We start from the raw sequence: 20337 nt of genomic DNA on the forward strand, positions 1-20337 counted from the left end.
GCCAGCGGCGCGGCGGCGGACCGCCGCGCCGGCATGGATCAGTTGTCTTCCAGTTCCATGTTGATGGCCAGCGAGCGGATTTCCTTCACGAGCACGTTGAAGGATTCCGGCATGCCCGCGACCATCTCGTGCTCACCGTCGACGATGTTCTTGTACATCTGGTTGCGGCCCTGCACGTCATCGGACTTCACCGTCAGCATTTCCTGCAGGGTGTAGGCCGCGCCGTAGGCTTCCAGCGCCCAGACTTCCATTTCACCGAAGCGCTGGCCGCCGAACTGCGCCTTGCCGCCCAGCGGCTGCTGGGTGACGAGCGAGTACGGACCGGTCGAACGGGCGTGCATCTTGTCGTCGACCAGGTGGTTCAGCTTCAGGTAGTGCATGTAACCGACGGTGGTGTGGCGATCGAAGGCTTCACCGGTGCGGCCGTCGTACAGCTGGGTCTGGCCACTGCTCGGCAGGTCGGCCAGTTCCAGCATGCGCTTGATTTCCGCTTCGGTGGCGCCGTCGAAGACCGGGGTGGCCATCGGCACGCCGTCGGTCAGGTTGCGGGCCAGGCGCAGCAGTTCCTCGTCGCTGAACTGCGACAGGTCGACACGGTTGGCCACGTTGGTGTCGTCGTGGTTGTAGATGTCGTCCAGGAACTTGCGCAGGTCGGCAACGGCCGCCTGGGCTTCCATCATCGCCTGGATCTTGCGGCCCAGACCCTTGGCGGCCCAGCCCAGGTGCACTTCCAGGATCTGGCCGATGTTCATACGCGACGGCACGCCCAGCGGGTTCAGCACGATGTCCACGGTTTCGCCCGAGGCCATGTACGGCATGTCCTCGACCGGCACCACGTTGGAGACCACACCCTTGTTGCCGTGGCGGCCTGCCATCTTGTCGCCCGGCTGGATGCGGCGCTTCACGGCCAGGAACACCTTGACCATCTTCAGCACGCCCGGAGCGAGGTCGTCACCGGCAGTGATCTTGCCGCGCTTGTCGGCGAAGCGACGCTCGAATTCCTTCTCGTGCGCCTGGATCTGCTTCTGCGCGCGTTCGATGGCTTCAGAGGCGTCCTCGTCCTTCATGCGCAGCGCGAACCAGTCAGCCTTCTTCAGGCCGTCCAGGAACGCGTCGCTGATGACGTCGCCCTTCTTCAGGCCAGCACCGCCGTTGACCACCTTGCCCACGATCTGCGAACGCAGACGCATGTAGATGGCGGCTTCCAGGATGCGGAACTGGTCGTCGAAGTCCTTCTTGACGCGCTTGATTTCAGACTCTTCGATCTGGCGGGCGCGCTTGTCCTTCTCGATGCCGTCGCGGGTGAAGACCTGCACGTCGATGACGGTGCCGTCCATGCCCGGCGGAACGCGCAGCGAGCTGTCCTTAACGTCCGAAGCCTTCTCGCCGAAGATCGCGCGCAGCAGCTTCTCTTCCGGGGTCAGCTGGCTTTCGCCCTTCGGGGTGACCTTGCCGACCATGATGTCGCCGGCGCGGACTTCGGCACCGATGTACACCACGCCGCTCTCGTCCAGGCGGTTCAGCGCCTGCTCGGAGACGTTCGGGATGTCGGCGGAGATTTCCTCCGGCCCCAGCTTGGTATCACGCGCAACGCAGGTCAGCTCTTCGATGTGGATCGTGGTGTAGCGATCCTCTTCCACCACGCGCTCGGAGAGCAGGATGGAGTCTTCGAAGTTGTAGCCGTTCCACGGCATGAACGCGATCAGCATGTTCTGGCCCAGGGCCAGTTCGCCGATGTCGGTGGACGGACCGTCGGCCAGCACGTCGCCGCGGGCGATGACGTCACCCACCTGGACCAGCGGACGCTGGTTGATGCAGGTGTTCTGGTTCGAACGGGTGTACTTGACCAGGTTGTAGATGTCCACGCCTGCATCGGTGGCGCCAACGATCTCTTCCTCGTTGACCTTGACCACGATGCGGGCTGCGTCGATCTGCACGATCTCGCCACCACGGCGGGCGTTCACGGTTACACCGGAGTCACGCGCCACGGCGCGCTCGATGCCGGTACCGACCAGCGGCTTCTGCGCACGCAGGGTCGGCACGGCCTGACGCTGCATGTTGGCGCCCATCAGTGCACGGTTCGCGTCATCGTGCTCCAGGAACGGAACCAGCGCGGCCGCGATCGACACGGTCTGCATCGGCGAGACGTCCATGAAGTGGACTTCCGCCGGCGGCTTCAGCAGCGATTCGCCCTGGAAGCGGCACGGAACGAACTGCTCGGTCAGCACGCTGTCGGCATTGGTCAGCGCGTTGGCCTGCGCAATGACGTACTCGTTTTCTTCGATGGCCGACAGGAACTCGACTTCGTCGTAGACCTTGCCGTCCACGACCTTGCGGTACGGGGTCTCGAGGAAACCGTACTGGTTGGTGCGGGCGTACACGGCCAGCGAGTTGATCAGGCCGATGTTCGGGCCTTCCGGCGTTTCGATGGTGCAGACGCGGCCGTAATGGGTCGGGTGCACGTCGCGCACTTCGAAGCCGGCGCGCTCACGGGTCAGGCCGCCCGGGCCCAGGGCCGAGACGCGACGCTTGTGCGTGACTTCCGACAGCGGGTTGTTCTGGTCCATGAACTGCGACAGCTGCGAGGAGCCGAAGAACTCCTTGATGGCAGCGGCGACCGGCTTGGCGTTGATCAGCTCCTGCGGGGTCAGGCCTTCGGACTCGGCCATCGACAGGCGCTCCTTGACCGCGCGCTCGACGCGGACCAGGCCCACGCGGAACACGTTCTCGGCCATTTCGCCGACCGAACGCACGCGACGGTTGCCCAGGTGGTCGATGTCATCGACCACGCCGCGACCGTTGCGGATCTCGGTCAGGACCTTGATCACGTCCAGGATGTCGGAGCTGTCGCCGTGGGCGGCGACCAGGCGCTTGGACTCTTCGTCGTTGCGCTCGCCGTAGTACTTGCGGTCGTACAGCACGGCTTCGCCGGTGGTTTCCTTGCGGCCCACGCGACGGTTGAACTTCATGCGGCCGACCGCGGACAGGTCGTAGCGCTCGAAGGTGAAGAACAGGTTGTGGAACAGGTTCTGCGCGGCATCCTTGGTCGGCGGCTCGCCCGGACGCATCATGCGGTAGATCTCGACCAGGGCTTCCAGCTGGGTCTTGGTCGGGTCGATGCGCAGGGTGTTGGACAGGTACGGGCCACGATCCAGGTCGTTCACCCACAGGGTGCCCACGGCATCGACACCGGCCTTGCGGAAGCTCTGCAGCTGCTCGTCGGTGATTTCGTCGTTGGCCTGGGCCAGCAGTTCGCCGGTCGAGGCATCGACCACGTCGTGCGACAGGATGCGGCCGACGATGTAGTCGTCCGGCACGGCCAGGGCAGCGATGCCCGAGGCTTCCAGCTGCTTGATGTGGCGCGCGGTGATGCGCTTGCCGGCTTCCACGATGACCTTGTCGCCGTCGGCGAGGTCGAAGCCCAGGGTTTCGCCACGCAGGCGCTCGGGCACCAGCTCCAGCTGGACGCCTTCATCCGGGTTGATGTGGAAGGTGTTGATCTCGAAGAACTCGGCCAGCATCTCTTCGTTGCTGTAGCCAAGCGCGCGCAGCAGGATCGACACCGGCAACTTGCGGCGGCGGTCGATACGGGTGAACAGCGCGTCCTTCGGGTCGAACTCGAAGTCCAGCCAGGAACCGCGGTAAGGAATGATGCGGGCGCTGTACAGCAGCTTGCCCGAGCTGTGGGTCTTGCCACGGTCGTGGTCGAAGAACACGCCCGGCGAGCGGTGCAGCTGCGAGACGATGACGCGCTCGGTGCCGTTGACGATGAAGGTGCCGTTCTCGGTCATCAGCGGGATTTCGCCCAGATAGACCTCCTGCTCCTTCACGTACTTGATGGCCTTGGTCGACGACTCACGGTCGTAGATCACCAGGCGCACGGTCACGCGCAGCGGGGCGCCGTAGCTCATGCCGCGCTGGCGGCACTCGCGCTCGTCGAACACCGGTTCGCCCAGCTTGTAGCCGACGTATTCCAGGGCGGCATTGCCGCTGTAGCTGGCGATCGGGAAGACCGACTTCAGCGCAGCGTGCAGGCCGTGGTCCGTGCGCTTGGCCGGATCGACGTTTTCCTGCAGGAATTCACGATAGGAATCCACCTGGATGGCGAGCAGGAACGGCACTTCGAGGATCGAGCGCTGCTTGCCGAAATCCTTGCGGATACGCTTTTTTTCGGTGAACGAATAGGACGTCATGAGGTCTTCCACCTTGTTGTGCGGGCCGTGCGTCCACGACCCTGAAGGGAACTTGAAATTGTCAGTTGGAAGTCGCTGGTATTGCCGGCACCAGCACGCCTTCTCCCGCTACTTCCAACTGCCAACTCGTCTGCTACCACTCCCCGCTGCCGCGCCGTGCGCTGGCCTGCCGGGGTCTGACCGCAGCCCGTGTTGGGCTTTTTGCCGCAGTTACAACCTGTATTGCATGAAACGACCAAAGGCCGGGGGCTTACGCCCCCAGCCTTGGCTGCATCGCCGTGAATCGATGACGATGCAAAGGAAGTGCTTACTTGACTTCGACAGTCGCGCCAGCAGCTTCCAGGTCCTTCTTCATCTTCTCGGCTTCGTCCTTCGAAGCGTTGTCCTTCAGGACGCCGCCGGCTTCGGCCAGGTCCTTCGCTTCCTTCAGGCCCAGGCCGGTGATGGCGCGGACGGCCTTGATGACTTCGACCTTCTTGTCGCCGGCCGACTTCAGGGTGACGACGAACTCGGTCTGCTCTTCAACAGCAGCGGCCGGGCCAGCGGCAGCAGCCACGGCAACCGGAGCGGCGGCGGAGACGCCGAACTTTTCTTCGATGGCCTTGACCAGCTCCATCACTTCCATCAGGGACTTCTCGGCGATGGCGTCGACGATCTGTTCGTTGGTAAGGGACATGATAAATACCTTTGGATGATTTTCTGGGTTGAGGTTCCGTCAGGAACCACGGTAAGTCGAAACTCAGGCGGTCTCGGCGGCCGGCTCGGCAGCGTCGGCGGCGACATCGCCACCACCCTGCTTCTCGCCAACGGCCTTGATGGCGCGGGCAAACATCGTGACCGGCTCGGTCAGGACGCGGGCCAGCATGGCCAGGGCCTGATCGCGGGTCGGCAGCGAGGCCAGCACGTCGACGTGGCTTGCCGGGAACACTTCGCCACCGATGGCGACGACCTTAGCCTTCAGCTTGTCGTTGCCCTTGGCGGCTTCCTTGATCAGGCGACCGGCAGCGCCGGGCTCCTCGAGCGAGAACGCGTACAGCAGCGGACCAACCATCTGGTCCTGGGCGACTGCGAACTCGGTGCCTTCAACGGCGCGCGAAGCCAGGGTGTTCTTGACAACCTTCAAGAAAACACCGGTTTCACGAGCCTGCTTGCGCATCGCGGTCATCTGGGCGACCGTGGTGCCAGCGTATTCGGCTGCGATCAAGGAGTGGGCCTTGGCGGCGACGTCTGCCAGCTCGGCGACTACTTCTTGCTTCTGGGACAGATTGAGAGCCATTGCACTCCTCCTATTGAACTCCGCTTACGGCTCCTGCCGTGTGCGGTCCTGTGCGGCATCCGTCCTGGACGCCGGGAACATCGGGATGATGTTCCGGGGGGTGGGCCGTTCCAGACCTGGAGGCAATCAGGGAAATCCCAGACATGCGTGAACCAGAAAAACTCCAGAAGGGCACCATCTACGCAGGGTGATTCCGGGGAATCGATTAAGCGCTCATGACTGCTCCGGCGGCGACTCCTTGCCAGATCGAGCTTCCGTGCCCGTCGCCGGTATTGCCACGACCGCGCCTGCGGTCTTTGACGGCTACCGCGGGCGATGCACTGCCAGCGATGCCTTCAAATGTCACGGTCACGGCACCCAGGGCACCGTGACCGCTTCAAACAATTACTTCAGGGTCAGCGACGACTGGTCGACGGTGACGCCCGGGCCCATCGTCGAGCTGACCGAAACCTTCTGCAGGTAGGTGCCCTTCGAGGTAGCCGGCTTGGCCTTGATCAGGTCCAGCAGCAGCGCGGTCAGGTTCGACTTCAGCGCGTCTTCGGCGAAGTCGGCCTTGCCGATGGTGCAGTGGATGATGCCGGCCTTGTCGGTGCGGTAACGGACCTGACCCGACTTGGCGTTCTTCACGGCTTCACCCGGGTTCGGGGAAACGGTGCCGACCTTCGGGTTCGGCATCAGGCCGCGCGGGCCCAGCACGGTGCCCAGCTTACCGACGACGCGCATGGCGTCCGGGGTCGCGATGACGACGTCGTAGTTCAGATCGCCGGCCTGCATCTTCTCGGCCAGGTCATCCATGCCGACGGCTTCGGCGCCAGCGGCCAGGGCTTCGTCAGCCTTGGCACCGGCCGGAGCGAACACGGCGACGCGGACCGACTTGCCGGTACCGGCCGGCAGCACGGTGGAGCCGCGGACCTGCTGGTCGGACTTCTTCGCATCGACGCCCAGGCGCACGGCAACGTCGATCGACTCGACGAACTTGGCCTTGGTGGCGCTCTTCAGGATGTTGATCGCGTCCTCGAAGGCGTATGCCTTGCCCGGAACGACGGCGGCCTTGATGGCCTTCTCACGCTTGGTCTGTGCCATCTTATTAACCCTCCACCACGAGGCCCATGGAACGGGCAGAGCCAGCGATGGTACGCACGGCGGCGTCCAGGTCGGCGGCAGTCAGATCCGGTTCCTTCGCCTTGGCGATCTCTTCCAGCTGCTTACGGGTGACCTTGCCGACCTTCTCGGTGTTCGGGCGCTTGGAGCCCGACGAGATGCCAGCGGCCTTCTTCAGCAGGGTGGTAGCCGGGGTGCTCTTGGTGATGAAGGTGAACGTACGGTCCGAGTAGGCCGTGATGATCACCGGAACCGGCAGACCCGGCTCGAGCTTCTGCGTGGCAGCGTTGAACGCCTTGCAGAATTCCATGATGTTCAGACCACGCTGACCCAGCGCAGGACCGACCGGCGGCGAGGGGTTGGCCTGACCGGCCTTCACCTGCAGCTTGATGTAACCGACAACTTTCTTTGCCATGTGAGTGCTCTCCGGGTGCTAGCGCCTTTCGACAACAGGCTCCCCATCGGACCGGGAATCACGCGTCCCGGCATCGCGTTTTGAAATCACGCCGAAGGCCACCTTGCGGTGGCCTCGTCCTGCTGGCTTCCCAGCGGGGAGCCGCGCACTATATCAGGTTTTTTCTTCACATGCCTGAAGCGGCACGTAAACGGAAGAAACCGGGCCAAGCCCGGTTTCCATCTGCAGAGTCGACCCTGCTCGACTGAACGGAAAGTCGAGCAAGCTCGACTCTACATATCAGGTCAGACGGCCTTCTCGACCTGGCCGAACTCGAGCTCGACCGGGGTGGCACGACCGAAGATCAGCACCGAGACGCGCAGACGGCTCTTCTCGTAGTTGACCTCTTCGACGACGCCATTGAAATCGTTGAACGGGCCATCGGTAACGCGGACCATCTGGCCCGGCTCGAACAGCACCTTCGGACGCGGCTTCTCGACACCTTCCTGAACGCGATTCAGGATGGCTTCGGCCTCGGAATCGGCGATCGGCAGCGGACGATCGGCGGTACCGCCGATGAAGCCCATCACGCGCGGGGTCTCCTTGACCAGGTGCCAGCTTTCGTTGTCGATGCGCGGAATACCGGCTTCTTCGTGGGTCTCGATCTGGACCAGCACGTAACCCGGGAAGAACTTGCGCTCGGAACGGCGCTTCTGGCCAGCGCGCATCTCGACCACTTCTTCGGTCGGGACCAGGACGTCGCCGAAGCGCTCTTCCATGCCGTCACGGACGATGCGATCGCGCAGGGCCTGCGCCACCGACTTCTCGAAGCCCGAATAGGCGTGAACGACGTACCAACGCTTCATGCAATTCTCCTTAGCGGCTCAGGAACCACTGAGTCAGTTTCTGGATCAGGAAGTCGAAGCCACCCAGCAGCAGGCTGAGGATGAGCACCACGACGATCACGACCCACGTCATGCGGATGGCTTCCTGGCGCGTCGGCCAGACCACCTTGCGCAGTTCGAAGCGCGACTCGGAGAGGAATTCGCGGGTGTCGCGCCCCTTGCCGGTCAGCATGAACACGCCGATACCGCCAACCAGACCGACCACGACCGCCAACGCACGCAGCTGACCCGCCCACGCACCCAGCTGGGCGGCGCGACCGGAGTCGGCGGAGAACCAGAACCAGACGAACAGACCGGCCAGCACCAGCAGCGATGCGGCGACATACTTGACGATATCTCCACCGTGGGCGGAGTTGTCCTTGGAGTGTTCGATCTTGCTATTCATCCGGCTGTGTCTGCTTTAGCGGCCCAGGCCGCTGGATAAGGTGGGCAGATGGCACGCCAGGAGGGACTCGAACCCCCAACCTGCGGTTTTGGAGACCGCTGCTCTGCCAATTGAGCTACTGGCGTACGTTTAAAACTTGCCTTCCCTTAGACGGCGAAGGCGGACCGAGGTTCCCGGCCCGCCATTCGCGTAACCGGCGGCGCTATGCAACCACCGGTACTGCAGGCTTACTCGATGATCTTCGAGACCACGCCGGCGCCGACGGTACGGCCGCCTTCGCGGATGGCGAAGCGCAGGCCTTCGTCCATTGCCACCGGGTTGATCAGGGTGACGACCATCTTGACGTTGTCACCCGGCATCACCATTTCGACGCCTTCCGGCAGTGCAGCTGCGCCGGTGATGTCGGTGGTGCGGAAGTAGAACTGCGGGCGGTAGCCGTTGAAGAACGGGGTGTGGCGGCCGCCTTCGTCCTTCGACAGGACGTACACTTCGCCTTCGAACTTGGTGTGCGGCTTGATCGAACCCGGCTTGGCCAGGACCTGGCCACGCTCGACGTCGTCACGCTTGGTGCCGCGCAGCAGCAGGCCAGCGTTGTCGCCTGCCTGACCCTGGTCCAGCAGCTTGCGGAACATTTCAACGCCGGTCACGGTGGTCTTCTGCACCGGACGGATGCCGACGATTTCGATTTCGTCGCCAACCTTGATCACGCCGCGCTCGATACGACCGGTCACCACGGTGCCGCGGCCCGAGATCGAGAACACGTCTTCCACCGGCATCAGGAACGGCTTGTCGATTGCGCGCTCCGGCTCCGGGATCCAGCTGTCCAGGGCGTCGACCAGCTTCAGGATGGCCGGCACGCCGATGTCGCTCTGGTCGCCTTCCAGCGCCAGACGGGCCGAACCGGCGATGATCGGGGTGTCGTCGCCCGGGAAGTCGTACTTGCTCAGCAGCTCGCGCACTTCCATCTCGACCAGCTCGAGCAGCTCGGCGTCGTCGACCATGTCGGCCTTGTTCAGGAACACGACGATGTACGGCACGCCGACCTGACGCGACAGCAGGATGTGCTCGCGGGTCTGCGGCATCGGGCCGTCAGCGGCCGAGCACACCAGGATCGCGCCGTCCATCTGGGCGGCACCGGTGATCATGTTCTTGACGTAGTCAGCGTGGCCCGGGCAATCGACGTGGGCGTAGTGACGGACCGGGGATTCGTATTCGACGTGCGCGGTCGAGATCGTGATGCCACGCGCCTTTTCTTCCGGCGCGGCGTCGATCGAGGAGTAGTCCTTGAACTCGCCACCGAAGCGCTCGGCACCGATCTTGGTCAGTGCGGCGGTCAGCGTGGTCTTGCCGTGGTCGACGTGACCGATGGTGCCGACATTGACGTGCGGCTTGGTGCGCTCGAACTTACCCTTGGCCATGGCTGCTTATCTCGAATTCGTCTGAGAGGTGATGCTTAAGATGGTGCTCACGAAAGGAATCGAACCTTCGACCTCTTCCTTACCAAGGAAGTGCTCTACCGACTGAGCTACGTGAGCCGAGTTTTGCATTATGACATGAACTCGATAATATTCAAAGTTCATTCAATGGAGCGGGAGACGGGAATCGAACCCGCACCATCAGCTTGGAAGGCTGAGGTTCTACCATTGAACTACTCCCGCGCCGGGAATGTCACAACGTGAAACTGGTGGAGGGAGGTGGATTCGAACCACCGAAGGCGTAAGCCAGCAGATTTACAGTCTGCCCCCGTTGGCCGCTTGGGTATCCCTCCTTACCACCCCATTCCGTTGCCGCCGAAGCGTTGCGGTGTGTGGTGGTGAGCCGCTTATTCTGCTGATGGGACGGGGGCCTGTCAACGCTTTTTTCCATCTTTTTCACACGTTGTCGCAAACCCATTGATACGCAAGGTTATTGCCCTGGGACCGGCAGGGTCTCGCTGGCGAAAATTGCGACATGGGGTACACCATCGGCGCCGATCCAGCCCCGATACATGCCCTGGGTGTTGAACGGCGTGGCCATTTTTCCGTCTGCGGCCAGCACGATCGCACCACCGTCGCCGCCCATCTGCGGAATCGCCTCGTTGATCACGCCCTTGCCGGCCTGCTCCGGTGTCTGCCCCTGGTAGCGCATGCGTGAGCAGATCTCATGTGCGGCGGCGGTGCGGATGTAGTACTCGCCCCAGCCGGTGCCCGACACCGCGCAACGGGCATCGGCCCAGGTGCCGGCGCCGATGATCGGCGAGTCGCCCACACGCCCGTAGCGCTTGTTGGTCATGCCGCCGGTGGAGGTGCCGGCGGCCAGGTGCCCCTGCGCGTCGAGCGCGACCGCGCCCACGGTTCCAAAGTGCTTCGCGGTCTCCAGGTCGGCATGCGCCTGGCCGCTGGCCTCTTCCTTCAACGCCCGCTGCAGCTGCTGCCAGCGCTTGTCGGTGCGGAAGTACGACGGATCGACCAGGGTCATGCCCTGCTCCACCGCAAAGGCTTCGGCGCCCTGCCCGACCATCATCACGTGCCTGGACTTCTGCATCACGGTCTGCGCCAGCAGGATCGGGTTGCGCACCCGCTGCACACCGGCCACAGCCCCTGCCGCCTGGCTTGCGCCATCCATTACCGCTGCGTCCAGCTCGTTGTGGCCGTCATGGGTGAACACCGCGCCCTTGCCGGCATTGAAGGTCGGGTCATCCTCCAGCACGGTGATCGCCGCGGTGACCGCGGCCAATGCCGGGCGCCCGGCCGCCAGCTCGGCGTGCCCCTTCAGCAGCGCGGCGCGCAGCGCTTCGCGTGCGGCCTTCTCTTCGGCCGGCGACAGATCCTTGCGCTCGACACCGGCGCCGCCATGGATGACCAGCAGCGGCGAAGTGGCCGGTGCAGCCTGGGCAAGCAGGGGCAGGGACAGCAGCGCGGACAGCGCCAAACGCAGTTTCATCGGGTACGTCTCCAGCAGGACGAATGAATGGATTGCATGGTAGTGCCGGCCGCTGGCCGGCAAGGGGCGCATCAGGAAAGGTGAGTTGCCGGCCAGCGGCCGGCGCTACCGAAGCGTGAACTCAATATCGCCGTCGCTGACGTCGGCGACGGCCTGGTAGTCGGCCTCGGCCTCGAAGTCATCCAGCCGCATGCGGCTGCCACTGCCGACCACCGTCACCGGCACGGCATGGAAGCGCAGCGGCTCGCCTTCGACCAGGCGGTCGGCATCACGCCCGGGGCTGACCACCCACACCTTGCCCTCGCCGTCGGCGCTGTAGACCTGGGCCTGGCCATCCGGCTCCACGCACAGCGCCGTGTCCTCGTCGACGCCGATACCGACGATGTCGGGGTCGCCACTGTCCTGCGCGGCACGGGCCACGAACACGATGAGGCGGCCAAGGCGATCGCGCTTTTCGAAGTGGGTGTCGGTGACCACCCGCTGCAGGTAGGGCATCTGCAGGAAGCCACTGTCCATGGTGACCGCGCTGCCCATCGGGTCGGCCATCGCACCGGCGGAAGTGATGCTGCCTCCGTCCATCGCGCCATAGGCATAGCCGCCAAGGATGGCCAGGCCTGCGCTGGTACCGGCGATCGGCTTGCCGGCGCGTACGTGGGCGTTGAGCGCGCGGTTGAGCGCGGTGCCCTTCCAGAAGCGGATGTAACGCGACTGGTCACCGCCGGCGATGAAGATGGCATCGGCCGCCGCAACCACCCGCAGCACGGCCGGATCGTCGGCGCCGCGGCGGCTGTCGAAGACCAGGGTCTGCACTGCAGTGGTACCGCCGATCTCCCGGTACAGGCGGTCCTGCAGTTCGTCGCGGCCGGAGGCACGCAGAATCAACACGCGGCCGTTGCCGGCCTGCCTGAGCCACCACTGGAATGCCTCCGGCACCCATTCGCCGCCGCCCATCAGCATCATCGCCGGCGCGCGCGGGCCGGGCCTCGGCGCCTCCAGGTCCCCCACTTCGTAGTAGGCAAAGCCGGGGCTCTGCAGATCCTGCGCCGGGGTGGCGAGCGGCCACGCCAGAACCAGGCAGGCCAGCCAGAGGGAAGGCCCTCGCAGGGCGCGGAGGAGGCGTCGCATCTTGATCTCCCTGAACAAAATCGACTTGCAAGCGTTTTCACTCTTTGCCAGATAGGAAGCCAGTAGTCAAGGACATAAAAAAGGCGTTAAATGCGCGCGCCCATTCCGGAAATCTGAATGGGGGACATGGCCCCTCCTCTGCGGGCCGGCTTCATTTTCGAGAATTCCTCATGCGTAGAAAGGCGATGGCGTGGTCGATCCAGCTGGCGTTGATGGGCGTGGCTGCTTCCGCGGCGGCCCAGGCACCGGCTTCCTCTTCGGTTCAACAACTGGATGCGGTGCAGGTCACCGGTTCGCGCATTCCGCGCGCCCAGGTGGAAGGTCCCGCCCCGATCACGGTGATCAGCGCCGAGCAGATCCGTTCCAGCGGCTTCACCACCGTGCCGGACGTGCTGCGGTCGATGACCCAGAACGGCGGTGAGACCCAGAGCCAGCAATCGTCCAGCGGCGCCGACTTCTCGCCGGGCGCCCAGCAGGTGGACCTGCGCGGCCTGGGCCCGAACCACACGCTGGTGCTGGTCAATGGTCGTCGCATCGCCGACTTCCCGATGCCGTTCAAGGGCCGCAGCAACTTCACCGACGTCTCCAACATTCCGCTGGGCATGATCGAGCGCATCGAAGTGCTGACCGGCAGCGCCTCGGCCATCTACGGCTCCGACGCGATCGCCGGCGTGGTCAACTTCATCCTGAAGAAGAAGGCCGACGGCACCACGATCGACACGCGCATGGGCACCACCAGCGAGGGCGGTGGCGAGTCGTTCGACATGAGCCTGGCCAGCGGCTTCAGCCGCGGCAACTTCAACGCCGTGTACAGCGTTGAGCTGCAATCGCAGACCCCGCTGTGGGCCTATGAGCGCGACATCCAGGATTCAACCCAGGATGGCCCCACCGAGGGCTCGCGCATCGCGCGCCGCGCCTACCTGCGCACCGACTACAACGACGACTACCTGGACCCGGGCGCCGCGACCTGCGAGGCGTTGGCCGGGCAGAACCAGGGCAGCACCTACCGCGCCTTCCGCCCGAAGTACGGCTACTACTGTGGCAGCGACGCGTCGATCGGCTACGGCACCATCCTCAGCAAGCGCCGCGGCGCCAACGGCTACGCCTCGCTGAGCTACGACTTCGACAATGGCCAGCAGTGGTTCGCCGACGTGCAGCTGGGTTACCACACGATGTCGCTGATGCGCGACGTCACCAAGTGGGGCCGGATGGATGCCAACGGTGACGAGTCGGGCTACTTCAACAACCAGGCCACCGGCGAAATCGAATTCTGGCAGCGCCAGTTCTCGCCCGAGGAAATGGGCGGCCTGCGCAATGCGATGGTGCGCAGCACGCAGAAGACCTTCAGCGTGACCACCGGCTTCAAGGGCAACCTGGCCGGCAACTGGGACTACGAGGCGGCGCTGAGCCACTCCCAGTACCAGTCGCGGATCAGCTGGGCGCAGATCATCGCTTCCAAGGCCAATGACCTGTTCCTCGGCCCGCAGCTGGGGGTGGACGATGACGGCTTCCCGATCTACAACGCCGACCCGTCGCGCCTGTACCGGCCGCTGACCCGCGCCGAGTACGATTCGATCGCCGCACGCACCACGTATTCGCCGAAGTCGCGCACCGAGACGGCCGCGTTCACCGTGACCAACTCGGCACTGTTCGGCCTGCCGGGCGGCGATGCCGGCTTTGCCGCGACCGTGGAAGTGGGCCAGCAGGCCTACGCGCTGAATCCCGATCCGCTGGCCACCCAGTACTACTACTACAGCTGGAAGGACTCGGACGGCCAGGGTTCGCGCAACCGCTGGGCGACTGCGGCCGAGCTGCGCATGCCGCTGCACGAGACGGTCAACCTGAGCGTGGCCGGTCGCTACGACCAGTACCGCTATTCGGGCCACACCATCGGCAAGGCCACCTGGAGCGGCGGCCTGGAATGGCGCCCGATCGACACCCTGCTGGTGCGTGGTTCGTATGGCACCGCGTTCCGTGCACCGGACCTGCACTACGTGTTCGCCGGCCCGGGCAACGACGAGACCAGCGCCGAAGACCTGTACAGCTGTCGCCTCGAAGGCGCCAGCGACTGTTCGGATTACGAGCGCAACCTGATCCGCAGCCGCACCGGCAACCGCCAGCTGGATCCGGAAACCAGCACGTCGTGGAGCGCCGGCTTCGTCTGGTCGCCGGCGATCGGCCTGGACCTGTCGGTGGACTGGTTCGACATCGACATGCGCAAGCAGGTGCAGGACATGGACGTGCGCACGATCCTGGCCAATGAAGCAAACTGCCGCCTGGGCAGCGCCGACATCAATTCGCCGACCTGCGTGGATGCGCTCGACCGCATCACCCGTACCAGCGATGGCCGCCTGTACGGCGTGCGCGTGGCCCCGATCAACGTTGCCCGCGAGTCCACCTCCGGCATCGACGTGGGCCTGCGCTACCGCCTGCAGACCGGGATCGGCGACTTCATCCTCAACGGCACCCACACCTGGGTGAAGAAGCACGATTTCCAGCGCTACCCGGGCGACCCGACCCTGGACCAGTTCGCGGTCAACAGCGGCTTCGACATCCCGCGCACCAAGACCAGCCTGAGCGTTACCTGGGAGAAGGACGCCTGGTCGGCCACGGTCTACGGCTCGCGCCTGGGCAAGCTGCCGACCTCGGACAACTACGACCAGGTGTTCAAGTGGGACAGCGGTGACAGCCCGTACGTGAAGGCGACCTACCGCTACAACGCGTCGCTGCAGTACCGCTTCGACGACCATTCGCGCCTGTCGCTGTCGGTGGTCAACGTGTTCAACAAGATGCCGCCGAAGGACGCCACGTACACCGCGTACCCGTACTACGACGTGTCCTGGTTCGACAGCGTCGGCCGCACGATCAATCTGCAGTACACCCACAAGTTCGGCGGCAGCGCGCTGTAAGCGCAGTCGGTCGTACTGGATGCAGGAAGGACGGAGGCGCAAGCCTCCGTCTTTCTTGGCGGAGCCGCCTCAGACCCCGGACTGCGCCGGTTCTGCAAAGCGCCAGAAAACACGCACCACGCCCAGCATCTGCCCATGCAGCTCGTCATACCGCGCGATGACCTCCGGCAGGAACGATGCTCTGCCGCTTGCGTCCAGCGGAACCGGTTCGCCCAGCGTGCGGGCCATGTCGATGTAGAAGTACGACATATCCCCGTACGGGCGCTTGCTGTCCATGAGCATCACCGCCCGCCCCAGCGCCCGGGTGTTCATGCCTCGCAGCAGCGAAAGATGCTCCGGTGACACGGTGATCACTTCGTCGCCGCGAGAGCCACCTGCGGCCTCGGCCAGCACATAGGTGCCAGCCTCAAGCTTGCCCTCCAGGATGAAACCGGATGCGATCTGGGCGAGCCGTTCGGCAAGGGCTCTTTCCTCATTGGCGCCCCGCCCCGATGGCCAAGGGCAGATGCGCGCCAATGCCGCGTAGGCGAGCAGTGCTTCCTCGTCTGCGGCGTCGACGGCGTCCAGGTAGATACCCTGGCTCTCGCTGAGATCCGCTTCGGGTTGGAGCCATTCGCGCATTGCACTCAGCATGATGACCTCACTGCACTCCAGTGCTGCCGCGCTTCCTCCGACCTTCTCGGATCGCGCGACCATGGATCGATATCCATAAGCCAGAAGGAGGCCGACGAGAAGGATCGCAACTATCCACCAGTACGCTCGGGGTGCCATGGAGATTCTCCGGATAGCGCGCAGGCATGACATCGCGCGCCCGTATGAGTGGAAGGGTCAGCCGATAGTCTGAAGCAACACCATCCAGTGCTACATGCAATGAATCCGAAATTGATGGCTGCCATGGCATGTGGGTTTTCCACACCACGCGTGGAAAGCGATGGGAACTTGGTGTGGACAAGTGGCCGCGAGGCTTGCAGTGCAGGCGTTTCCACGCGTGGTGATTTTTTATCCATCACCGTGATTGTTTTCCACACGGGACGTGGAGAGCGATGGGAACTTGATGTGGACAAGTGGGTGCGAGCATTGCGCCGCAGGCATTTTGAGGCGTGGCGAATTTTTGTCCACGATTCGAAAGCACTGATCGGGGTCGGAACCCTTTCCTGCGGAAAGGGCTCCGACCCCACGGTTTTCCACATTGGGCGTGGAAAGCGGTGGGGGTTTGGTGTGGACAAGTGCGTGCGAGCCTTGCACCGCAGCCATTCCGGAGCATGGTCAATTTTTGTCCACGCCCGAAACCGATACCGGAAACGCAAACGCCCCGCACAAGGCGGGGCGTCCGGCGTCGATCCGATGCCGCTGGATCAGACGTTGAAGCGGAAGTGCAGCACGTCGCCTTCCTGCACGCGGTACTCCTTGCCTTCCAGGCGCAGGCGGCCGGCTTCCTTGGCGCCGGCTTCGCCCTTGTACTTGATGAAGTCGTCATACGCGATGGTTTCAGCGCGGATGAAGCCCTTCTCGAAGTCGGTATGGATGACCGCGGCGGCCTGCGGGGCGGTGGCACCCCTGCGCACGGTCCACGCGCGGACTTCCTTCACGCCAGCAGTGAAGTAGGTCTGCAGGCCGAGCAGGCTGTAGGCCGCGTTGATCACGCGGTTCAGGCCCGGCTCGCTCAGGCCGAGGTCGGCCAGGAAGGTGTCGCGGTCTTCGTCGTCGAGCTGGGACAGCTCTTCTTCAATCGCGGCCGACACCGGCACCACCTGCGCGCCTTCGGCGGCGGCATGGGCGCGCACGGCGTCCAGGTGCGGGTTGTTCTCGAAACCATCTTCCAGCACGTTGGCGATGTACATCACCGGCTTCAGGGTCAGCAGGAACAGGTCACGGACCAGCGCCTTCTCTTCCTCGTCCAGGCCGACCGAACGGCCGGACTTGCCGTCGGACAGCGCCGCCTGCAGCTTGGCCAGCACCGGCTTGCGCGCGGCCGCTTCCTTGTCGCCGCCCTTGGCGGCGCGCTCGGCGCGGTTCAGCGCCTTCTCGACGCTGTCCAGGTCGGCCAGGGCCAGCTCGGTATCGATGGTTTCGATGTCCGAGATCGGGTCGACCTTGTTGTTGACGTGGATGACGTCGGCGTTCTCGAAGCAGCGCACCACGTGGGTGATCGCATCGACTTCGCGGATGTGCGCCAGGAACTTGTTGCCCAGGCCTTCACCGCTGGCGGCACCGGCCACCAGGCCGGCGATGTCGACGAACTCGACCGCGGTCGGAATGACCTTCTGCGGGTTGATGATGCCCGCCAGTTCGTTCAGGCGCGGGTCCGGCACCGGCACGATGCCGACGTTCGGCTCGATGGTGCAGAACGGGAAGTTCGCCGCGGCGATGCCCGCCTTGGTCAGCGCGTTGAACAGGGTCGACTTGCCGACGTTGGGCAGGCCGACGATGCCGCATTTGATACCCATGGGTGACAGCTCTCTGGGGTGAAAGTGATTGGGAAAGCAGCGGCATGGGTGCTGCTTTTCCAATCATTCTCCGTACCGACCAACGGTCGGTACCTACCGGCCGCCTGTTTCCGTACCAACCAACGGTCGGTACCTACCTTTTATTTCGGGGTGTGCAGCCGCTTCATCGCTTCGCTGAAATCACCCTGTACCGCCAGCGGCATCACGTCGATGGCATCGTCGATGGCGCGTGCGATCAGCACGTCATCGTCCTTGGACGGGCGTCCCAGCACCCAACCCACCACGCGGTCCTTGTGCCCGGGATGGCCGATGCCCACGCGCAGGCGATGGAACTTGCCGTGGCCGAGCAACCGGATGGTGTCGCGCAGGCCGTTCTGGCCACCATGGCCGCCGTCGAACTTCAGCCGCGCCACGCCGGGCGCCAGGTCCAGTTCGTCATGGGCCAGCAGGGTTTCCTCCGGCTCGATCTTCCAGAACCGCTGGGCGGCGGTGACCGACTTGCCACTGAGGTTCATGAAGGTGGCGGGCTTGAGCAGCCACACCGTCTGCCCGGCGATCTCGACCTTGGCGGTCTCACCGAACAGCTTGCTGTCCACATTCCATCGCGCACCGGCCTTTTCAGCCAGGGCCTCAACGAAATGAAACCCGGCATTGTGCCGGGTCCGGGCGTGTTCCGATCCGGGGTTGCCCAGACCGACAATCAGTCGCAGTCCTGCCATGGTTCCTTCCAGAACGGTGCCTGCCCGAAGGCAGGCACCGTCACTGCATTACTCGGCAGCCGGAGCTTCAGCGTCGGCAGCGTCTTCCTTGCCGTGCTTGGCGGTGACGATCGCGTCGTCGTGGTCCTTGCCCAGCGCCAGGGCCGGGATTTCCACGCCCTTCGGCAGCTTGATGTTGGACAGGTACACCACGTCGCCAGCGGCCAGGTCGGCCAGGTCGACTTCGATCGACTCCGGCAGGTCCTTCGGCAGGCAGCTGATGGTCACTTCCTTCAGTTCGTGGGTGACCACGACGTCGGCAGCCTTGCCGGCCGGCGAGGTGTCTTCGTTGATGAAGTGCAGCGGGACCGAAGCGGTCAGGGCTTCGTTCTCGTTCACGCGCTGGAAGTCCAGGTGCATGATCAGCTGCTTGTACGGGTGGCGCTGCATGTCACGCAGCAGGACCTTCTGCACCTGGCCGTCCAGGTTCAGGTCCAGGATCGAGGCATAGAACCACTCGTTCTGCTGGGCCAGCCAGATTTCGTTGTGGTCCAGGCTGATGGCGACCGGCTCGGCGTTGCCGCCGTACACGATGGCCGGGATCACACCGGCGTGACGCAGGCGGCGGCTCGCACCCTTACGCTGCAGTTCACGCTTGGTGACCTTGATTTCATGGGTCTTCGACATTTTCGACTACTCAGGTTGTTGCCGCGCCTTGCGGCGTGGCGGTTGAAGATGCTTCCGCGACCAGAAGCATCCGGGGTATGCCCCCACCGTTGCCGGCGGGGGCGAAAACTCAATCGACGTACAGCGAGCTGACCGACTCGCCGAAGGCGATGCGGCGCATCGTTTCGGCCAGCATTTCCGCCACGCTCAGCTGGCGGATCTTGCTGCACACCCGCGCGGCGTCCTTCAGCGGGATGGTGTCGGTCACCACCAGCTCGTCGAGCTGGGAATTGGTGATGTTGTCCACCGCCGGGCCGGACAGCACCGCGTGGGTGCAGTAGGCGGCGACCTTGAGCGCACCGCGCGCCTTGAGGGCAGCGGCAGCGGCGCACAGGGTGCCGGCGGTATCGACGATGTCATCGACCATCACGCAGGTCTTGCCTTCGACGTCACCGATGATGTTCATCACGGTGGAGACGTTGGCGCGCGGGCGGCGCTTGTCGATGATCGCCAGGTCGGCGTCATCCAGGCGCTTGGCCACCGCACGGGCGCGGACCACGCCGCCCACGTCCGGCGACACAACGATCAGGTTCTCGGTGCCGTAGGCGCGCCAGATGTCGGCCAGCAGCAGCGGAGAGGCGTACACGTTGTCGACCGGAATATCGAAGAAACCCTGGATCTGGTCGGCGTGCAGGTCGACGGTCAGCACGCGATCAGCGCCAGCGGTGCTGAACATCTTGGCCGCCAGCTTGGCGGTGATCGGCACGCGCGAGGAACGCATGCGGCGATCCTGGCGCGAGTAGCCGAAGTACGGCACCACGGCGGTCACGCTGGCCACCGATGCGCGCTTGAGCGCGTCGATCAGCACCAGCAGTTCCATCAGGTTTTCCGCGCTCGGCGCGCAGGTCGGCTGGATCACGAACACGTCCTGCTTGCGGACGTTCTCTTCGATCTCCACCTGCACTTCACCATCGGAGAAGTGCGAGACCAGCGCCTTGCCCGGGCGAACCCCCAGTTCCTTGCAGATGTTCTGCGCCAGACGTTTGTTGGCGTTGCCGGAAAAGACCAGCAGGTTCGGGGACTCTTGCATCATGATTGTCTCGGGCGGGGACGAGTGGCGGGGATCCGGAGTCGGCAAGGACCCTCATGGACCCTTGCTGCTGACAACACCGCGGTTGTTTCCACGTCCCGCGCAGGCGATGCGCTGGAAGGCGCGGACACAGCCGCTATTGGCAGGGGCGGTAGGATTCGAACCTACGAATGCCAGGATCAAAACCTGGTGCCTTGGGCCTCTTGGCGACGCCCCTGCATTGATA

Annotated in this window: 16 protein-coding genes and 5 tRNA genes; 1 reads left to right on the forward strand and 20 read right to left on the reverse strand. The window is 64.3% G+C overall.

The window, feature by feature from the left end:
* Window positions 1–38 precede the first annotated feature (38 nt).
* The 14 genes from rpoB to N5C18_RS21110 form a co-directional block, all read right to left on the reverse strand.
* Window positions 39–4193: a DNA-directed RNA polymerase subunit beta gene (rpoB, locus tag N5C18_RS21045; protein WP_004154354.1), complete on the reverse strand. Its 4155-nt coding sequence runs from the start codon at window positions 4191–4193 to the stop codon at window positions 39–41.
* 307 nt (window positions 4194–4500) lie between these two features.
* Window positions 4501–4869 (reverse strand): 50S ribosomal protein L7/L12, encoded by a 369-nt coding sequence (gene rplL / locus N5C18_RS21050; protein WP_004154353.1) that lies wholly within the window; start codon window positions 4867–4869, stop codon window positions 4501–4503.
* A gap of 63 nt (window positions 4870–4932) precedes the next feature.
* Window positions 4933–5469 carry a 50S ribosomal protein L10 gene (gene rplJ, locus N5C18_RS21055; protein WP_005408203.1) on the reverse strand — a complete coding sequence of 179 codons (537 nt, stop codon included), beginning with the start codon at window positions 5467–5469 and terminating at the stop codon, window positions 4933–4935.
* Window positions 5470–5853: 384 nt separating this feature from the next.
* A complete protein-coding gene (gene rplA / locus N5C18_RS21060; RefSeq protein ID WP_004154350.1) occupies window positions 5854–6552 on the reverse strand; it encodes a 50S ribosomal protein L1 in 699 nt (232 codons plus the stop codon).
* 4 nt (window positions 6553–6556) lie between these two features.
* Window positions 6557–6985 carry a 50S ribosomal protein L11 gene (gene rplK, locus N5C18_RS21065; RefSeq protein WP_004145248.1) on the reverse strand — a complete coding sequence of 143 codons (429 nt, stop codon included), beginning with the start codon at window positions 6983–6985 and terminating at the stop codon, window positions 6557–6559.
* Between the two features lie 284 nt (window positions 6986–7269).
* Window positions 7270–7830, reverse strand: coding sequence for a transcription termination/antitermination protein NusG (gene nusG / locus N5C18_RS21070; protein ID WP_004154362.1), 561 nt, complete (start codon window positions 7828–7830; stop codon window positions 7270–7272).
* Between the two features lie 10 nt (window positions 7831–7840).
* A complete protein-coding gene (gene secE / locus N5C18_RS21075; protein ID WP_004154361.1) occupies window positions 7841–8254 on the reverse strand; it encodes a preprotein translocase subunit SecE in 414 nt (137 codons plus the stop codon).
* A 49-nt stretch (window positions 8255–8303) separates the two neighbouring features.
* Window positions 8304–8379: transfer RNA gene (locus N5C18_RS21080), tRNA-Trp, on the reverse strand.
* A 102-nt stretch (window positions 8380–8481) separates the two neighbouring features.
* Complete coding sequence (gene tuf, locus N5C18_RS21085; protein ID WP_004154360.1) at window positions 8482–9672, reverse strand: elongation factor Tu; 1191 nt, start codon at window positions 9670–9672, stop codon at window positions 8482–8484.
* Window positions 9673–9713: 41 nt separating this feature from the next.
* Window positions 9714–9789: transfer RNA gene (locus tag N5C18_RS21090), tRNA-Thr, on the reverse strand.
* A 49-nt stretch (window positions 9790–9838) separates the two neighbouring features.
* A tRNA-Gly gene (locus N5C18_RS21095) sits at window positions 9839–9912 on the reverse strand.
* 24 nt (window positions 9913–9936) lie between these two features.
* Window positions 9937–10022: transfer RNA gene (locus tag N5C18_RS21100), tRNA-Tyr, on the reverse strand.
* Window positions 10023–10159: 137 nt separating this feature from the next.
* Window positions 10160–11176: an isoaspartyl peptidase/L-asparaginase gene (locus N5C18_RS21105; RefSeq protein WP_279945538.1), complete on the reverse strand. Its 1017-nt coding sequence runs from the start codon at window positions 11174–11176 to the stop codon at window positions 10160–10162.
* A 105-nt stretch (window positions 11177–11281) separates the two neighbouring features.
* The gene (locus N5C18_RS21110; RefSeq protein WP_279945539.1) at window positions 11282–12301 is read right to left on the reverse strand and encodes a cyanophycinase; all 1020 of its coding nucleotides are present in this window, start codon (window positions 12299–12301) and stop codon (window positions 11282–11284) included.
* 170 nt (window positions 12302–12471) lie between these two features.
* Here N5C18_RS21110 and N5C18_RS21115 point away from each other — a divergent pair, with 170 nt between their 5' ends.
* On the forward strand, window positions 12472–15210 hold the full coding sequence (locus N5C18_RS21115; RefSeq protein WP_279945540.1) for a TonB-dependent receptor: 2739 nt from the start codon (window positions 12472–12474) through the stop codon (window positions 15208–15210).
* Between the two features lie 69 nt (window positions 15211–15279).
* Here N5C18_RS21115 and N5C18_RS21120 read toward each other — a convergent pair whose 3' ends face one another.
* The 6 genes from N5C18_RS21120 to N5C18_RS21145 all read right to left on the reverse strand — a co-directional run bounded on the left by N5C18_RS21120 (window position 15280) and on the right by N5C18_RS21145 (window position 20328).
* Window positions 15280–15906, reverse strand: coding sequence for a hypothetical protein (locus N5C18_RS21120; protein ID WP_279945541.1), 627 nt, complete (start codon window positions 15904–15906; stop codon window positions 15280–15282).
* A 659-nt stretch (window positions 15907–16565) separates the two neighbouring features.
* Window positions 16566–17657, reverse strand: coding sequence for a redox-regulated ATPase YchF (ychF, locus tag N5C18_RS21125; RefSeq protein WP_279945542.1), 1092 nt, complete (start codon window positions 17655–17657; stop codon window positions 16566–16568).
* Between the two features lie 140 nt (window positions 17658–17797).
* Window positions 17798–18376 carry an aminoacyl-tRNA hydrolase gene (gene pth / locus N5C18_RS21130; RefSeq protein WP_008268208.1) on the reverse strand — a complete coding sequence of 193 codons (579 nt, stop codon included), beginning with the start codon at window positions 18374–18376 and terminating at the stop codon, window positions 17798–17800.
* A gap of 48 nt (window positions 18377–18424) precedes the next feature.
* On the reverse strand, window positions 18425–19042 hold the full coding sequence (locus N5C18_RS21135) for a 50S ribosomal protein L25/general stress protein Ctc (protein WP_008268775.1): 618 nt from the start codon (window positions 19040–19042) through the stop codon (window positions 18425–18427).
* Window positions 19043–19151: 109 nt separating this feature from the next.
* Window positions 19152–20111: a ribose-phosphate diphosphokinase gene (locus tag N5C18_RS21140; RefSeq protein ID WP_005415400.1), complete on the reverse strand. Its 960-nt coding sequence runs from the start codon at window positions 20109–20111 to the stop codon at window positions 19152–19154.
* A gap of 140 nt (window positions 20112–20251) precedes the next feature.
* A tRNA-Gln gene (locus tag N5C18_RS21145) sits at window positions 20252–20328 on the reverse strand.
* Between the last annotated feature and the right edge of the window lie 9 nt (window positions 20329–20337).

This window comes from Stenotrophomonas sp. GD03930, assembly GCF_029839665.1.
GTDB classification, from domain to species: domain Bacteria; phylum Pseudomonadota; class Gammaproteobacteria; order Xanthomonadales; family Xanthomonadaceae; genus Stenotrophomonas; species Stenotrophomonas forensis.

What these genes read in the sequence shown, in the direction of transcription:
- N5C18_RS21110 (WP_279945539.1), bottom strand. Translation starts at nt 12,301, where the DNA reads ATGCGACGCCTCCTCCGCGCCCTGCGAGGGCCTTCCCTCTGGCTGGCC.
- tuf (WP_004154360.1), bottom strand. Translation starts at nt 9,672, where the DNA reads ATGGCCAAGGGTAAGTTCGAGCGCACCAAGCCGCACGTCAATGTCGGC.
- rpoB (WP_004154354.1), bottom strand. Translation starts at nt 4,193, where the DNA reads ATGACGTCCTATTCGTTCACCGAAAAAAAGCGTATCCGCAAGGATTTC.
- N5C18_RS21135 (WP_008268775.1), bottom strand. Translation starts at nt 19,042, where the DNA reads ATGTCGAAGACCCATGAAATCAAGGTCACCAAGCGTGAACTGCAGCGT.
- pth (WP_008268208.1), bottom strand. Translation starts at nt 18,376, where the DNA reads ATGGCAGGACTGCGACTGATTGTCGGTCTGGGCAACCCCGGATCGGAA.
- N5C18_RS21120 (WP_279945541.1), bottom strand. Translation starts at nt 15,906, where the DNA reads ATGGTCGCGCGATCCGAGAAGGTCGGAGGAAGCGCGGCAGCACTGGAG.
- ychF (WP_279945542.1), bottom strand. Translation starts at nt 17,657, where the DNA reads ATGGGTATCAAATGCGGCATCGTCGGCCTGCCCAACGTCGGCAAGTCG.
- N5C18_RS21105 (WP_279945538.1), bottom strand. Translation starts at nt 11,176, where the DNA reads ATGAAACTGCGTTTGGCGCTGTCCGCGCTGCTGTCCCTGCCCCTGCTT.
- rplA (WP_004154350.1), bottom strand. Translation starts at nt 6,552, where the DNA reads ATGGCACAGACCAAGCGTGAGAAGGCCATCAAGGCCGCCGTCGTTCCG.
- rplK (WP_004145248.1), bottom strand. Translation starts at nt 6,985, where the DNA reads ATGGCAAAGAAAGTTGTCGGTTACATCAAGCTGCAGGTGAAGGCCGGT.
- secE (WP_004154361.1), bottom strand. Translation starts at nt 8,254, where the DNA reads ATGAATAGCAAGATCGAACACTCCAAGGACAACTCCGCCCACGGTGGA.
- N5C18_RS21140 (WP_005415400.1), bottom strand. Translation starts at nt 20,111, where the DNA reads ATGCAAGAGTCCCCGAACCTGCTGGTCTTTTCCGGCAACGCCAACAAA.
- rplJ (WP_005408203.1), bottom strand. Translation starts at nt 5,469, where the DNA reads ATGGCTCTCAATCTGTCCCAGAAGCAAGAAGTAGTCGCCGAGCTGGCA.
- rplL (WP_004154353.1), bottom strand. Translation starts at nt 4,869, where the DNA reads ATGTCCCTTACCAACGAACAGATCGTCGACGCCATCGCCGAGAAGTCC.
- N5C18_RS21115 (WP_279945540.1), top strand. Translation starts at nt 12,472, where the DNA reads ATGCGTAGAAAGGCGATGGCGTGGTCGATCCAGCTGGCGTTGATGGGC.
- nusG (WP_004154362.1), bottom strand. Translation starts at nt 7,830, where the DNA reads ATGAAGCGTTGGTACGTCGTTCACGCCTATTCGGGCTTCGAGAAGTCG.